Origin of the sequence: Prevotella sp. P6B1, assembly GCF_000702825.1 — a bacterium.
Taxonomy (GTDB): Bacteria; Bacteroidota; Bacteroidia; order Bacteroidales; family Bacteroidaceae; genus Prevotella.
Map to the genome: position 1 here is coordinate 46,645 of NZ_JNKF01000015.1, position 13,404 is coordinate 60,048.

A 13,404-nucleotide genomic window follows, 5' to 3' on the forward strand; every position below is an offset into this window, starting at 1 on the left:
AACAAAAGTATCAGGAAATCGTCGTAACTTTGCAACGTGATTCAAAAGTATATTTAAAATGAATATCAAAAGTATCATCACAGCCGCATTGGCATTGCTCATCTCGACAGCTTGCAGCGGCGGCGCAAAACAGGAGAAAGTTATGAACAAGGATGGTAAAAGTTTGGTAGTATTCTTCTCACATGCGGGAGACAACTACGCAGTAGGAAACATTGAGGTAGGTAACACGAAGATTGTGGCAGACTACATCACAGAAGTGACAGGTGCAGAGCAGTTTGAAATCGTTACGCATAAGTACGACGGGATGGCTTATACACCACTCATCAATCTGGCGAAGGAAGAGACCAAGAAAGGCGAATTGCCAGAGTACGAAGGAGATGTAGATATGAGCGGCTACGATACCGTTTTCATTGGAGGCCCCGTATGGTGGGGCACTTATCCGCAAGTGATGTTCACCTTCTTCAAGAAGCATGCAAACGACCTGAAGGGTAAGACCGTCATTCCTTTCACCACCCACGAAGGTTCTGGATTGGCCAACTGTGTGGAGGATGTAAAGAAAGCCTTCCCTGGTGCAAATGTTACAAAGGGCTTCAGCATCTACGGTCACGAGGTGCGCACAGAAAAGAAAAAGGTCGAGAAGTGGCTTAATAGTTTAGGATATTAATAACGAAGATTATGGAGTATATTAAACTATCAAACGGTGTCAAGATGCCGACATTGGGCTACGGCGTGTTTCTGGTAAGCCCTGATGAGTGTGAGCGTTGTGTAAGCGATGCGCTGAGTGTGGGCTATCGCCTGATTGACACGGCACAGGCCTACCAGAATGAGGAAGGTGTAGGCAATGCCTGGCGCAAGAGTGGCATCAAGCGCGAAGACTTGTTCCTCGTTACGAAGGTATGGATTTCTAATGCTGGTGAGGAAAAGGCTGCCAAGAGCATCGATGAGAGTCTGCGCAAGTTGCAGACAGACTATATCGACCTGTTGCTCATCCATCAGGCCTATGGTGACGTGTTCGGCACTTGGCGGGCTATGGAGAAGGCCTATCGTGCTGGCAAAGTCCGCGCCATCGGTGTGAGCAATTTCCAGGCAGGCCGTTTCTTCGACTTTGCCCACTATGTAGAGCTGAAGCCGATGGTGAACCAGTTGCAGTGCAACACGCTCATCCAGCAGACAGACATCGAACCGATTCATGCTGAGTTTGGCACGAAGATGATGGCGTGGGGACCGCTTGGCGGACAGGGTGTTGACGGCATCGTGAAGAGCGAGGCGCTGACTGCCATCGGAGCGAAATATGGTAAGAGTGCTGCTCAGGTTGCCCTCCGCTGGCTCACCCAGCGCGGTGTCGTGGCTATTCCGAAGTCGAGCCACAAGGAGCGTATGGCGCAAAACTTTGACATCTTCGACTTCACGCTGAGCGATGACGAGATGGCTCAGATTGCCCAGCTGAACCAGCACGACACGGGCATCATCAACTTCGGCGACCCACAGTTTGTGAAATATTTAATTCAGAATTACGGATAATAAAAAATACAACTATGTTAGGAAACTTTTCTTATTACAACCCAACCAAACTGTATTTTGGTGATGAGTCTTTGAACTTCCTCAAGGACGAACTGAAGGGCTACGGCCCAGTGGTGCTGCTCAACTACGGCAGTGGCAGTGTAAAACGTAACGGCATCTACGACCAGGTGGTGGCTATCCTCAAAGAGGCAGGCAAGACCATCGTTGAGAACCCTGGCGTGATGACCAATCCCACCTTAGAGAAACTGCATGAGGGCGTCAAGATTGCCCGCGAGAACGAGGTAGACTTGATCCTTGCTCTTGGCGGCGGCAGCGTTTGCGACTACTCGAAGGCCGTGGCTGCATCTGTCTATTATGAAGGCGACTACTGGGACAAGTTCTGGCTGAAGCAGGAAAATCCCGCTAAGGACCAGAGACTGCTGCCTGTGGGCTGTATCCTGACGATGGCTGGCACAGGCTCTGAGATGAACGCCGGCACTGTGATTACAGATGCAGAGCATACTTTCAAGGTGGGGCATGTGTTCGACAGTCGTCTGATGCCTAAGTTCTCTATCCTCAATCCGAAGTTCACGATGACCGTACCCGAGAACCAGATGAAGGCGGGTATCTACGACATCATGAACCACATCATGGAGCAGTACTTCTCGGACTTCGATGACAACACCAGCGACTACCTCTCTGAAGGACTGATGCGTTCTGTCATCCACAGCAGCCGCATCGCTGTAAAGAATCCTCAGGACTACGAGGCACGCTCGAACATCATGTGGACAGCCACATGGGCACTGAACACCCTTATCGGACTGGGCAAGCAGCAGGACTGGATGGTTCACATGATTGGTCACAGCGTGGGTGCTTGGACACATGCCCCACACGGCTATGCGCTGGCATCTGTCTCAATGGCCTACTATCGCCGCTCCATGCAGAACGGTCTGTCTAAGTTTGTGCGCTTCGCCAAGAACGTGTGGAATATCCAGAGCAACGGAATGACCGACGAACAGATAGCCGAAGCTGGTCTGCAGGCCCTGAAAGCCTGGATGCAAGAGATAGGTCTGCCCTTGACCATCACTCAACTGGGTGCCACTGAAGATATGATTCCCGGCATCACCGAAGGCACCATCTGCTATCCCGCCGGTTATCTGAATCTGACGAAGTCAGACGTGACAGAGATTCTTAAGGAGAGCATGTAATCCCTTCAATCACTATAAAAAAGAACCCCGTCAAGTTTTACCTTGGCGGGGATTTTTTGTTTGTCTTGTTTATATTAATCTTTTAAACAACCAATGGGAACCACAAATATGCCGTCTGGCCTTTGGTATGCATAAGGCCCAACTGCTGTAAGAACCATCTTAAATGAAGGCTTTTTCATTTTCGTTGTATCAATGGTGTTTGCAAGCGTATTCAATGCATCAGCACCATCGTTTATCAGCTTTTCGCCGCCAAGTTTTACCTCTATCAGTCCATATGTTCCATTACGGCGATGTAGCACGGTGTCGCACTCAAGCCCTGAACTGTCGCGATAATGATAGAGCTTCCCATCAAGTGCTTCAGCAAATACACGTAGGTCGCGTACAGCCATATCTTCGAAGATAAGACCAAATGAGTCCAAATCGTTTATCAGGTCTTTTGGACCTAAACCTAATGATGCCGTACCAATGCTTGGGTCAACGAAATGACGAGTATCGCTAGTACGAATCGCAGCCTTACTGCGGATGTTAGGATTCCATGCATCGAGGTCTTCAATCACAAAAAGCTTTCTTAGAGCCTTGATATAGTCAGCGACGGTATCCTCGTCAAGTGTTTTTGCATCGTTTGATAGCATATCGGCCTTAATGGTACTATAGGGCACTTGCTGAGAAATATTACGGGCATAAGAACGAAGCAACAGACGCGTACGTTCTGGGCTGCGTTTTACACCATCTACTCGTTGTATATCTCTTTCTGCTATGTCATCAACATAGCCAAAAGCCTGATCCAGTGCAATATCACCTTCTAGCATTGTTGCTTGAGGCCAACCGCCACGACAAGTCAGATAGGCAATGCGCTCCAAATCGATGCTATTGGGTTGGGGAGCAAACGTCTCGCCATCAAAGAGATTTGTTAGGCTGACGCTACCCGTAGATTCTCCAGACTCATATAGACTCATCGGACGCATCTTGACTCTGCCAATACGCCCCGTCCCACTATGAACTGTATCTTCAGCCTGTGGTGCAACTGTAGAACCAGTCAGGATGAATTGAGAAAACGCATTTCGCTTATCCACTTCATTTCTGATAGTATCCCATAGTTCTGTTATCGTCTGCCATTCGTCAATCAGTCTGGGTGTTTCGCCTTGAAGGAGTGTCTTTGAACTGATTTCCATCATCTGCTTGCTCTGTTTTAAAACTTCTGTGTCTCCTAAATCAAGCAGACTCTTAGCTTGCTGGCGCGCTGTCGTTGTCTTGCCGCACCATTTTGGTCCTTCAATCAACACTGCACCCTTACCTGCCAGCTTGCGAGCCAAAAGTCTGTCAACAATTCTTGGTTTATACATATTATCCATCATTTTATTCGTTGTTGATTTTGTGCGCAAAGTTACAGATTTATATTGAATTGTCCAAATTTTTTTTGATTTTTCGGTTGTTTGTGGTGATTTTGTTCGGTCGTTTGTGAAAGTTTGGTTCGGTTGTTTGTAATTTTGTATGGGGATTTTTATTGAAAAGTGTAGTTTTTGGGTGCTAAAACTCATTGAAAAGTGTAGTTTATTTGCACTGAGTAAAATTACTCACACCACTGAGTAAAATTTTAATTTAATTCTAAATGCTTGACTATTAGGTGATTAGTGAATATAAGTAACTACCAAAACTTGCCAAAGCCCATATCATAAGAGCAATGAGTATAAGTAGGATGATTAGTATAACGGCTGATTGTATAGCTTTTTGATTCACCTCCTTTGTTACGGTCACGTTGCCGTCAACAAATCCTTGAATCATCGCCATGTTCTTAGTGTTAGCGCGGTGGAATACATCAATAACGTCGCCAATAAAGAATGGTATCATACCCAATAGCACATCACGGAGTGCATTGTTGATAATTGCAAGAGTAAGGGGGATGCTTTTGATGACGCGCGTTGAGAAATAGATGAAAGGAACTACACAAAACATGGTTATTACATCGCCCCATCCTGGAATGATTCCAATGACAGCGTCAAGATAATAGCGATCCATGTAACGAGTGATATCGTTCATTGTCTGATAGATTTTATTGTCCATCAGACGTTTCCTTTGTAGCAGTCGCTTCTCGTCTATATCCATTATTTTAGCAGTATAGTTTCTCCTTCTCTTTTAATCTCCCAGAATGGAATTTGCTTTTCATCCGTAAACTCATTCATGCGCCAGGACGATTCGAAGCCGCTGGCTACGAAGTGCATGGGAACGAACATGCCAACCTTGAAACGCTCGATGAATTGTCGGCCTCCGAGGGTATAGCCATTGCCTATGCGTCCGTCTATTGGGAACATCACAAGGTCGAAACCATCCGCAACTTTGCGAATATCTTTCAACTCGCCTAAATATTGTTTCTCGTGGGCTATCGGATCTATCTCTTCATCGAACTCCTCGCTATAGATAGTTTCTCCTGGTACCACATCTGGTAGGAATCTTGCATACCAGTTGTTCAAGTCGCCAGCATGGAAAATACGTTTGCCCTCTATCTCTACTATCCATGATACGCCGCTATCCGTGCTGCCAAGTGCTTTGACGTTAACTTTCTCATCAGACCACGAACCACCTTTTGCCAGCCATACATCAGCATCATCCTTATTGGCTCTTCTGTGTTTAAGAATATCCTTGCTTAAGATGTAGGTGATATCTGGCTTTTGTTTTTTCCATTCAAAGATAGTTCTTGTAAAGTGGTCTTCGTGGAAATGGCTGGAGAAAACATAGATTGGTTTTTGTTTTAGAAGTATATCTTCCATCACGCCACTCGGATCCAACCAATAGTCGAATACCAAGATGGCATGTTCCGTCTCAAGCACAAAGCCGCTATGGAATATATATGTTAGTTTCATTTTTCTTGTCGGGATACTTGTCGGTCAGATACTTCTCGTAGCTTTTTTGTGCCACAAAACTCTTATTGAAGTCAATAATCTGGTCTATCATACTCATAATGCCTAAATACATTTTTCATTGATGTTTCATTTTATTTTTTAGCTACCCTATAAGATATATAGGGCGATGGCAGCGCAGGCTTCGGCATCGGCCAGTGCGTGGTGGTGATTCTTCAGGTCGTAGCCACAGGCGGCTGCAACCGTGTGGAGTTGGTGGTTGGGTAGGGAACGACCAAATTGCCTGCGGGCGGCTGTGAGGGTATCGTAGAAGCGATAATCGGGATAGTCCATCTGATAGACTTTGAAAGCTGCTTTCAGACATCCCTCATCGAAACGGGCATTGTGGGCCACGAAGGGTAGGGAAGCTATCTGGTAGCGGAGATCATCAATTATCTGTTGCTCTGAGAAGAAAACATTGGCTATCTTTTCCTCTAATCGCTCCCATACTTTTGAGAATACGGGAGCATCGTCAGTATCTTGTTGGCTCAGCCCATGTACCCGTTGGCACCAATAATTATAGTAGTTGGGCTCGGGCTGGATGAGACTATAGAAACTGTCAACTACCTGCCCATTACGTACCATGACCACTCCGATGGAGCAGACACTTGACGGCTGCTGATTGGCCGTCTCGAAATCGATAGCAATGAAGTCTCGGATCATTTCATCTGTTTACCGTCAGAGAATGCCTTACCAACGGTTCCTTCATATCCCACTGACCGCCCCAAGCCGCATTCATAGCATTGGGCTTACCTTCTTTGTCGTAGGTGCCGATAATCAGCACGGGTTGTGGCAACAGCCACGCAGTTGATTTAAAACTCTTCATATCACAAAACATATTAAAAGCTACGGCAAAGATAGTAATTTTCAGGATTAAATTCGTATTTTTGCACCCAAGTTTACAATACTTTAAGAAAGAAGAATGGTAAAGGTTCTTTTAATTAACGGAAGCCCCAGAGAGAACGGTAATACCAAAATGGTTGAGAAAGTGCCATCCCTCAATATCGAGGAGCAAGCCGGCACCAGAACCTGTGGTGTAACTATATGTTTGGAAATACAATGAAACAATTTGAACCGAAACTGCATATGAAAACGTTCCTGGAGCTGACTACGGACGAGTTGTACGAACTCCTTAGAGTGCGTAGCGAGGTGTTCGTGGTTGAGCAGAACTGCGTCTATCAGGATATGGACGGAGATGACCAGGAATCCATTCATTTGTGGCTGACAATAGCCGACAAGATTGTTGCTTTAGCTCGTGTATGTCCTGCTGGTACTCACATGAAGGAGATTTCGATTGGCAGAGTCATCACCACTGAACGTGGGAAAGGCTATGGCAAGCAAATCATGCTCCATGCCATAGATGCAGCGATAGAGCATTTCGACGCGAAACTTATAGATATTGAAGCGCAGGAGTATGCCAAAGGATTCTATGAAAGTGTAGGATTCAAGCAGTCATCCGACACCTTCATGCTTGATGGAATCCCTCACATTAAAATGACTTGGAAAAAGGAGCTATGATGAAGTGGACAGAGCACATATAATACTGTCCACTTCATTTGATTTCCTCCAACGCTCCTGTTTCTGAATCAATGATAAACCCTCGAACCACTATATCCTTTGGCACCAACGGATGGGTCTTGATGGTTTCAACGGTCTTACGGACAGAGGTTGGTGTGTCCTTAAAACCTTCCAACCACTGGTTGAGGTCGATGCCGCACTTGCGGATGGTGTCGAGCGTTTCGTCCTTCACGCCACGGGCAATCATCTCATGGTGGAAGTGGTCGTAGCTCATGTGGCAGGCTCCGCAATGAGAGTGGGCTACCACCATGATTTCCTGTACGCCCAGCTCGTAGATGGCTACAATCAGGCTACGCATGGCTGAGTCGAAAGCCGAAATAACCAAACCGCCTGCGTTTTTGATAATCTTCGCGTCACCGTTCTTCAGACCAAGAGCAGCAGGCAGCAGTTCGGTCAGTCGGGTATCCATACACGAAAGTACTGCTAATTTCTTGTCAGGATACTTATCGGTTATGTATTTTTCGTATCCCTTCTGTGCAACAAATGTCTTGTTGAATTCAATAATCTGGTCTATCATAATCACAAAACATATTTAAAGTATTGTAAACTTGGATGCAAAAATACGAAAAAAACGAAGATAATGCGTATCTTTGCGATGAAAATCCTCATAAATCCACGAATGTATCAGTTCATCTGCGTCATGTGATACCCCATACGCTTCAGCTGTATGGCGGCGCCCATCAGGTAGAGCTGGTGCAGGCAGGCTACGTAGCCGTTGAAGGCCTCTTTCGTGCCTGGTTCATACCGCTGGTGCATCAGGGCATTGTAAACGCGTGAGGCACACTCGCCAGCCAACTTCTCCAGAGCGGTGTAGTCATCGCCCTGCAACAGCAGCACCTCCTCGCGGATATATTCGTCCATCGCATCGTAGCCCCGCTTGTCGCGCATATAGGCGTAGAGGTTCTCTACTTTCGAATAGATCTCCCATTCCGTGTCCCACATCTTGGCCACGGCCATGCCGAGATACATCATCCAGCCGAGCGATACCGATGGGTAACCCTGAAACTCGCGGATGCCGTCGGGGAGGTAGGCTCTGGTTATCTCCTCCCATTTATCTTCTACATCAGGACACTCAGGCATCCTTTCGTCAACCTCGTTCATGCTCAGCAGGAACTGATGCAGGTCTTTACGCAATTCTTCTTCAAAACTCTTCATAATCATTATAGCATTTTCTCAAGTATCTCCACGGCCTTGGTGATGTCTTCCTTGAACCGCTTGTGGTCTCGAAGGAAGTCAGCTCTGCCGTTACTGATGGCATGATACAGCTCCTGACTCATGTCGTTGGCATAGTCGGAAATAGCCATCTCTATGTCATCCTTCTGCCAGTCGAGCGTGGAATGAACATATATTCTCTGCTTCTGATGCAGAAAACTATAGGCGGTCTCGATACTGTCTTTGGTTATCATCTTCTTTCTTCATCATATCCTATCGGGCGGAACTGCCGTTGTGGCTCGCTGTACACGAATCCGTGGCCTAACAGGTAATTCTTGATATCCTCCGGCTCTGTCCCGAAGTTGTAGCACAATGATTCCAGCGTGTCAAATTCCTCGTCTCTCAGGAGCATATTCACGCTCGAAACCAGTATAGCAGGGTCTTTGGGTAGGTAGTCCATATAACAAATGTAAAGGCATTATACCTCATCTTATATCACAAAACATATTAAAAGCTACGGCAAAGGTAGTCATTTTTAAGAATAAATTCGTAATTTTGCCCTCACAATTAACATAAGTTGAATTTTAACGATTTCAGATAGTGATGGCATACATGAATAGATTTAATCAGACTGACGATTTCCGTCGCGACGAGCTGATCCGCATCATCGAGCACTCTGTGGAGAAGCTGACCCTCCAGGAACTGGAGGCACTGTATTATGATATGACGACGAAATCCTATATTAACGATTGATTTAAGTTATAAGCGTCATGCTTTGCACAAATATTAATAAATAGCATAAGAAGATGATAGAAATTGGATTGAAACATACCAGTAAGTTAGTAGTAACCGACGCCGTTACTGCCGTGAAGATGGGTTCGGGCGATATGCCCGTGTTGGCCACGCCAGCCATGATGGCGTTGATGGAGAATGCAGCCATGCTGGCAGTGGCTGGTGAGCTGCCCGAGGGCAGTACCACCGTTGGCGGCCATATCGCATCATCGCACCTGAAACCCTCGAAAGTAGGCGATAAGATTACGGCTACAGCCGAGGTGGTGAAGGTGGATGGCAGGAAGATAGAGTTCAAGGTTGCGGCCTATGCCGGCGATGTGCTGATAGGCGAGGGCACCCACCTGCGCTTCATGGTGGATAGAGAGCGCTTCCTGTCGAAACTCGGTTAAGTGATATTTCCCTTCCTGTACATGTGAATAAATGAATAGTTTCTTTAATAAAAAAGCAGGCTGATATCCGGATTGGGGATACCAGCCTGCTTGGGTTAGAGGAGGCGCCAGGCGCGGAGGAGGGAGATGGGGTCGCGACAGTTGGGACCGTTTTCCTGGATGGCCATGGCGGCGGCCAGGAGTAGCCAGTTGGCGGGGTGCTGCTGCGGATCGCCCAGATCGTCGTCGGGACCTATGCCGGTGGTGGCGGCTACATTCTTGATATAGGCCTTGGTGTTGTTCTCGGTAGGTGGTGCCCATTTCTCTACTATCTTACGGATAGTGTAAAGGCGGTACTTGCGGTAGTAGGTACGCGTGAGTAGCACCAGGGCTGCACGCCATCCATACTCCATCTGTTTGAACTGGCAGAACGCTGCGTCGGTCTGCTGGGCGCTGAGACCCTTCCACTGGTCGGCTGAGCGACGGATGTTAAGTGGATTACAATTTCTGATTCCTCGAGACATAATCATTGAACATTGAATATTGAACATTGAACTTTTTTTGAAAAGCGAGCAGAACATTAGGGGAGCTCTGGGAGGAGCTTGCGGTAGGTGTGGTTGCCGATGTCTTCGATGATGCCGTCGGCCTTTAGACGACTGATGTTACGCGAGGCGGTGGGTTGCGAACAGCCGAATACCTCGATGACGTGTTTGGCCTTGAACTGCTCGGGCAACTGGCGATAGCACTCGTCGTAACGGGTGGTGCGGCGACGAACCACAAACTCCTTGTCCTGGTCGGCAAAGTAGTGGAATGCCATCTCGCCGAAGAAGAACTGCTGGCTGCGATATTGTATCTCCATCACCAGACGGCAGAATCGGCGATCGATGTCGTCCATCGATAGCGTGCGGTTCTGGTCCCACTCCTGCCAATGGCGCATCAGGATAAAGGGCAGGCTGATGCCTATGCCGTAGTAGGGGATGCGTTTCAGCAACATGCGGTCGGCCTTGTCGTTGTTGAACTCGGCAATGTCCATGTGCTCCGTCTGCCACTCGTAGGTCTCGTCGTTCAGCGGTTCGATGGGTAGCTCGCCTGCTACCTTGTCCAGTCGGTAGGCCCACATCTTCAGCGTGTCGTCGGTACCCTCAATCACCTCCTGATGACGCTTGGCTTTGCCGCGGTCGGGCAGGGGGATGACAGCCAGGCGACTGCTCATACCGGTACCGAAGTTGCGCTGGTTCACCTTGCGATGCAGGGCATAAGGGGTGCCGGTGTAGATGAAGTTCCAGTACACGTTGAACATGCCGCTGATGCTCTCCTGGTTGGCATACATCTGTCCGTCTTCCTCGTTGTGAAAGGCCTTGAGCTCCATAATCTCACGGTCCTTCCAGTCGCCGCCTTTGTTGTTCTTGTTCACGTTGTCGAGCTCGGAGTCGAACGAGAACATATGCAGCTGTAGCGGCACTCCCTGAATGATCTCCCTGGCTGCCAGCATGTGGCGGATAAACTCGCCAGTGGCGGTGCGGGCTGGGTGGATGCGTATGCCTACCTCGGGCTTCTTCAGTGCCTCGGCTTTCTGTGCCTTGGTGCTGGTGGTGCGCTCGGTGCGGCTTTCCTTATAGCGGTTCAGGGCGTCGGTCATACACTGGTCGGCCTGTATGATAGGGTCGGCTATCTGCTTGTAGAACTCCTCGATCATGTGCTTGCCTGCACCGGGATCGCCGATGATGAAGATGCAGTAGTTGAGTCGGCGCATGATCTTGGGGTCGAACCAGAAGTGGTACCATGCACGGGTCATCAGCGTGCCGAAGAGAGCGCCCGACGAGAAGAGTACGGCGGGCAGTTTATGTGGATGTAGGTTAACAAACAGTTCTTTCAGGCAGGGGTAGTACTGGGACATCTCGAGCAGTTCGGCAGCCCATTTATCCAGTGGCAACTGGGAGTAGATGTCAGCCTGTTGTTCGGCTGGGGTAATGGCTTTTTTCAGTTTTACCGGCATGTGCTCGTAGAACTTGAAGTCCATCACCGATCGTACCGTGCCTTCCACATCTTCGCCATCGCGTGCCAGTTCCTGCACCCAGGGCAGTGTCAGCACTACTTCGGTGATTTTCTTGGCGTTCCGGCCCACGATATAGCGCAGCTTGCTGGCCAGATCAACCAGTGTGTTGTGACGGTTGTTGGATAGGTTCACGCCCTCCAGATACTTGTCGATGATCTCCGATACCGGCGTGCCGTTATAGGTTTCTTGCAACGGACTACATGACTTTAGGACTTTTTCAGCAGCAGAATCAGCCTTGTCATTCGTACCTATATTATTCTCTTTCGTAGCCTGCGACTGACCGTTTCGATATAGAGGGTCAAATCGCGCAGAAAATGTTTCATCTTCATAGGTAAACAGTTTTTCTTCGTTAATGTAAATAATGTCGTCGGCAGTGGTCATGAAGGCGCCTCGGCTGCCGTCCTTGCACGACTCATCGAGGGATAGGCCCAGCTTGCGCGAAAAGTCGATCTGGTTGTCGATGAGGTTGCCGATGGCAGGATCGGCGGTGAACACCGGCTTCAGGCCTTGGCCTGATGGGGTGATGTAAACCAGCACGATGCGGGCTTGGTCTTCGGGCGAGAGGCGCTGGTAGGCCTCAGTCCAGATCTGACGCACGTCGCCCTCCAGATGGTCGTAGTCGGCCACTACCAGTCCGTTCAGGTGTACGTGACTCTGACTGCGCCACATGGCCGTTTCCTTTCGCTTCTTGCCTGTGCGCTTGTTCTCTATTTCGCGCTCCCACTCCTCGAAGGTGCCCACGAAGATCATCAGCGCTAACTGCTTCTTCTTCAGGTTGTAGGTCTTCTCGTCGCCATTCAGGCGTGCCTGGCGGGCTTCGTTCACCAGTCTGGCTGTACGTGGCGCGCGGCAGTAGGCCCAGAACAGCTCGGGTGTAATCAGTCGCGTTCGCGAGTCAGTAAGTTGTTGTTGATAACAAAACATTTGTCTATTTCACTTGTTTGTCGATATAATTCCTGTCGTAATTCCTTGAGAGAGTTTACCTCGAACCGTTGATAGACGGTTACGAGGCGTGAGTTCTGTTCGTATAGCACCTTCAGGCGCTGCTGGTTAAGCAGCGGTTTGCCGTCGGGTGGGGCAGGTGGCACGGTGGCCACCTGTCGTTTACGTTGTTTCTTCCACTTCTTCATGTCTTCAGTGATTTCTAAATACTCCAGTGTCATAATGCAAGTAGTTCAAAGATCTTCTGGCAACCCAGTCGGGTCCAGACGGGATAGGTACACTTTCGCATGTCGCCGCGCAGCGTGTAATACTGATGTATGCGCTCGCGGGCCAGTCCGGTGCCTTCATAGGCCTCGGCCAGATGGTAGTGGCGTCCGCGGAACACCAGCAGTCCCTTTTTCACCAGTAAGCGTGCCATCTGCGTGAATGTCATCTCGGCCAGTTCGGCCAGCTCGGTGGTGGTCAGACAGCCGTCGGCTGGAGCGTTCTGGGTGGCTATCTGCTCGTGGCGGATTTCGTCGCAGCGCTGCATGATGTCGTGCTCGGTTTCGAGCAGCAGTGGCGGCTGCGGTTCGTGCGCCAGGTGATCGTCGATGGCCTGCTGAAACTCCAGCTGTTGCCAGCGCAGCACCAGACGGGCGCGCGCCTCGTCGCTAAACTTGGTGGCCACAAACAGGCTCTCGGTCTTGGTGAGCGAAAATACCGGGATGAGTCGTATGCCGCCTTGCGGCATGTTGATCACCTCGGATGTCAGCACAAATTTGTGCCCACATTCCTTTTCCCAGGCAGGCTCCATTTCGCGGATGGCTTTCAGCACCACCTTGTGAAGTTTACCTGTAATGTTTGCGATTTCGCGCGATGTGATGCGTTGCGCATCCATCGGCGTTTTTAATGAATGATTCTGTTTCATAATA

General features: G+C 48.9%; 19 protein-coding genes and 1 pseudogene. 6 read left to right on the plus strand and 14 right to left on the minus strand.

Annotated features, from left to right (window positions below; genetic code table 11):
- Positions 1-58 precede the first annotated feature (58 nt).
- From T495_RS0112450 to T495_RS0112460, 3 genes are read left to right on the plus strand one after another with little or no spacing between them, the layout of a single operon-like run.
- Entirely contained in the window at positions 59-664 is a 606-nt protein-coding gene (locus tag T495_RS0112450) for a flavodoxin (protein ID WP_033148930.1), read from the plus strand.
- 11 nt (positions 665-675) lie between these two features.
- Positions 676-1,521: an aldo/keto reductase gene (locus tag T495_RS0112455; protein ID WP_033148931.1), complete on the plus strand. Its 846-nt coding sequence runs from the start codon at positions 676-678 to the stop codon at positions 1,519-1,521.
- A 14-nt stretch (positions 1,522-1,535) separates the two neighbouring features.
- Positions 1,536-2,708 (plus strand): iron-containing alcohol dehydrogenase, encoded by a 1,173-nt coding sequence (locus T495_RS0112460; protein ID WP_033148932.1) that lies wholly within the window; start codon positions 1,536-1,538, stop codon positions 2,706-2,708.
- 74 nt (positions 2,709-2,782) lie between these two features.
- On the opposite strand, the gene T495_RS0112465 is transcribed toward T495_RS0112460, so the two are convergent.
- From T495_RS0112465 to T495_RS15945, 6 genes and pseudogenes are all read right to left on the minus strand, one after another.
- Positions 2,783-4,051 (minus strand): ATP-binding protein, encoded by a 1,269-nt coding sequence (locus T495_RS0112465; protein ID WP_369793258.1) that lies wholly within the window; start codon positions 4,049-4,051, stop codon positions 2,783-2,785.
- Between the two features lie 277 nt (positions 4,052-4,328).
- The gene (locus T495_RS0112470; RefSeq protein ID WP_033148934.1) at positions 4,329-4,811 is read right to left on the minus strand and encodes a DUF4112 domain-containing protein; all 483 of its coding nucleotides are present in this window, start codon (positions 4,809-4,811) and stop codon (positions 4,329-4,331) included.
- The gene (locus T495_RS0112475) at positions 4,811-5,566 is read right to left on the minus strand and encodes an MBL fold metallo-hydrolase (RefSeq protein WP_033148935.1); all 756 of its coding nucleotides are present in this window, start codon (positions 5,564-5,566) and stop codon (positions 4,811-4,813) included. Before T495_RS0112475 ends, T495_RS0112470 begins: the two co-directional genes overlap by 1 nt.
- Positions 5,541-5,663: a hypothetical protein gene (locus tag T495_RS15940; RefSeq protein WP_369699755.1), complete on the minus strand. Its 123-nt coding sequence runs from the start codon at positions 5,661-5,663 to the stop codon at positions 5,541-5,543. Before T495_RS15940 ends, T495_RS0112475 begins: the two co-directional genes overlap by 26 nt.
- A gap of 50 nt (positions 5,664-5,713) precedes the next feature.
- A complete protein-coding gene (locus tag T495_RS0112480; RefSeq protein WP_028903654.1) occupies positions 5,714-6,262 on the minus strand; it encodes an exonuclease domain-containing protein in 549 nt (182 codons plus the stop codon).
- Between the two features lie 10 nt (positions 6,263-6,272).
- Positions 6,273-6,428 (minus strand): annotated as a pseudogene (locus T495_RS15945) (flavin oxidoreductase); the annotation flags it as partial.
- Between the two features lie 233 nt (positions 6,429-6,661).
- Here T495_RS15945 and T495_RS0112485 point away from each other — a divergent pair.
- Positions 6,662-7,120: a GNAT family N-acetyltransferase gene (locus T495_RS0112485; RefSeq protein WP_033148936.1), complete on the plus strand. Its 459-nt coding sequence runs from the start codon at positions 6,662-6,664 to the stop codon at positions 7,118-7,120.
- A gap of 34 nt (positions 7,121-7,154) precedes the next feature.
- Here the strand turns inward: T495_RS0112485 and T495_RS0112490 are convergent, their stop codons facing one another.
- The 4 genes from T495_RS0112490 to T495_RS0112505 form a co-directional block, all read right to left on the minus strand.
- The gene (locus T495_RS0112490) at positions 7,155-7,697 is read right to left on the minus strand and encodes a carbonic anhydrase (RefSeq protein ID WP_033148937.1); all 543 of its coding nucleotides are present in this window, start codon (positions 7,695-7,697) and stop codon (positions 7,155-7,157) included.
- Positions 7,698-7,804: 107 nt separating this feature from the next.
- On the minus strand, positions 7,805-8,335 hold the full coding sequence (locus tag T495_RS0112495; RefSeq protein ID WP_033149022.1) for a hypothetical protein: 531 nt from the start codon (positions 8,333-8,335) through the stop codon (positions 7,805-7,807).
- 5 nt (positions 8,336-8,340) lie between these two features.
- Positions 8,341-8,586, minus strand: coding sequence for a hypothetical protein (locus T495_RS0112500; protein ID WP_028903662.1), 246 nt, complete (start codon positions 8,584-8,586; stop codon positions 8,341-8,343).
- Complete coding sequence (locus tag T495_RS0112505) at positions 8,583-8,792, minus strand: DUF4250 domain-containing protein (protein WP_028903663.1); 210 nt, start codon at positions 8,790-8,792, stop codon at positions 8,583-8,585. The genes T495_RS0112500 and T495_RS0112505 overlap by 4 nt, the downstream gene beginning before the upstream one ends.
- A 152-nt stretch (positions 8,793-8,944) precedes the next feature.
- Between T495_RS0112505 and T495_RS16080 the strand changes: the two genes are divergently transcribed.
- Both T495_RS16080 and T495_RS0112510 read left to right on the plus strand, forming a co-directional pair.
- Positions 8,945-9,085, plus strand: a complete 141-nt coding sequence (locus T495_RS16080) for a hypothetical protein (protein WP_197018844.1) — start codon at positions 8,945-8,947, stop codon at positions 9,083-9,085.
- Between the two features lie 53 nt (positions 9,086-9,138).
- Positions 9,139-9,513: a thioesterase family protein gene (locus T495_RS0112510; RefSeq protein ID WP_033148938.1), complete on the plus strand. Its 375-nt coding sequence runs from the start codon at positions 9,139-9,141 to the stop codon at positions 9,511-9,513.
- A 95-nt stretch (positions 9,514-9,608) separates the two neighbouring features.
- Here T495_RS0112510 and T495_RS0112515 read toward each other — a convergent pair whose 3' ends face one another.
- The 4 genes from T495_RS0112515 to T495_RS0112530 are packed head-to-tail and all read right to left on the minus strand — an operon-like array spanning position 9,609 to position 13,400.
- Entirely contained in the window at positions 9,609-10,016 is a 408-nt protein-coding gene (locus T495_RS0112515; protein WP_033149023.1) for a hypothetical protein, read from the minus strand.
- Positions 10,017-10,072: 56 nt separating this feature from the next.
- Entirely contained in the window at positions 10,073-12,472 is a 2,400-nt protein-coding gene (locus tag T495_RS0112520) for a BT4734/BF3469 family protein (RefSeq protein WP_231495107.1), read from the minus strand.
- Positions 12,427-12,711, minus strand: coding sequence for a hypothetical protein (locus T495_RS0112525; protein ID WP_028903667.1), 285 nt, complete (start codon positions 12,709-12,711; stop codon positions 12,427-12,429). Before T495_RS0112525 ends, T495_RS0112520 begins: the two co-directional genes overlap by 46 nt.
- Complete coding sequence (locus tag T495_RS0112530) at positions 12,708-13,400, minus strand: Rha family transcriptional regulator (RefSeq protein WP_081832123.1); 693 nt, start codon at positions 13,398-13,400, stop codon at positions 12,708-12,710. The genes T495_RS0112525 and T495_RS0112530 overlap by 4 nt, the downstream gene beginning before the upstream one ends.
- Positions 13,401-13,404 lie beyond the last annotated feature (4 nt).

Coding starts and splice junctions, on each gene's coding strand:
- T495_RS0112450 (WP_033148930.1), top strand. CDS start 59: ATGAATATCAAAAGTATCATCACAGCCGCATTGGCATTGCTCATCTCG.
- T495_RS0112455 (WP_033148931.1), top strand. CDS start 676: ATGGAGTATATTAAACTATCAAACGGTGTCAAGATGCCGACATTGGGC.
- T495_RS0112460 (WP_033148932.1), top strand. CDS start 1,536: ATGTTAGGAAACTTTTCTTATTACAACCCAACCAAACTGTATTTTGGT.
- T495_RS0112465 (WP_369793258.1), bottom strand. CDS start 4,051: ATGTATAAACCAAGAATTGTTGACAGACTTTTGGCTCGCAAGCTGGCA.
- T495_RS0112470 (WP_033148934.1), bottom strand. CDS start 4,811: ATGGATATAGACGAGAAGCGACTGCTACAAAGGAAACGTCTGATGGAC.
- T495_RS0112475 (WP_033148935.1), bottom strand. CDS start 5,566: ATGAAACTAACATATATATTCCATAGCGGCTTTGTGCTTGAGACGGAA.
- T495_RS15940 (WP_369699755.1), bottom strand. CDS start 5,663: ATGAGTATGATAGACCAGATTATTGACTTCAATAAGAGTTTTGTGGCA.
- T495_RS0112485 (WP_033148936.1), top strand. CDS start 6,662: ATGAAACAATTTGAACCGAAACTGCATATGAAAACGTTCCTGGAGCTG.
- T495_RS0112490 (WP_033148937.1), bottom strand. CDS start 7,697: ATGATAGACCAGATTATTGAATTCAACAAGACATTTGTTGCACAGAAG.
- T495_RS0112495 (WP_033149022.1), bottom strand. CDS start 8,335: ATGAAGAGTTTTGAAGAAGAATTGCGTAAAGACCTGCATCAGTTCCTG.
- T495_RS0112500 (WP_028903662.1), bottom strand. CDS start 8,586: ATGATAACCAAAGACAGTATCGAGACCGCCTATAGTTTTCTGCATCAG.
- T495_RS0112505 (WP_028903663.1), bottom strand. CDS start 8,792: ATGGACTACCTACCCAAAGACCCTGCTATACTGGTTTCGAGCGTGAAT.
- T495_RS16080 (WP_197018844.1), top strand. CDS start 8,945: ATGAATAGATTTAATCAGACTGACGATTTCCGTCGCGACGAGCTGATC.
- T495_RS0112510 (WP_033148938.1), top strand. CDS start 9,139: ATGATAGAAATTGGATTGAAACATACCAGTAAGTTAGTAGTAACCGAC.
- T495_RS0112515 (WP_033149023.1), bottom strand. CDS start 10,016: ATGTCTCGAGGAATCAGAAATTGTAATCCACTTAACATCCGTCGCTCA.
- T495_RS0112520 (WP_231495107.1), bottom strand. CDS start 12,472: ATGTTTTGTTATCAACAACAACTTACTGACTCGCGAACGCGACTGATT.
- T495_RS0112525 (WP_028903667.1), bottom strand. CDS start 12,711: ATGACACTGGAGTATTTAGAAATCACTGAAGACATGAAGAAGTGGAAG.
- T495_RS0112530 (WP_081832123.1), bottom strand. CDS start 13,400: ATGAAACAGAATCATTCATTAAAAACGCCGATGGATGCGCAACGCATC.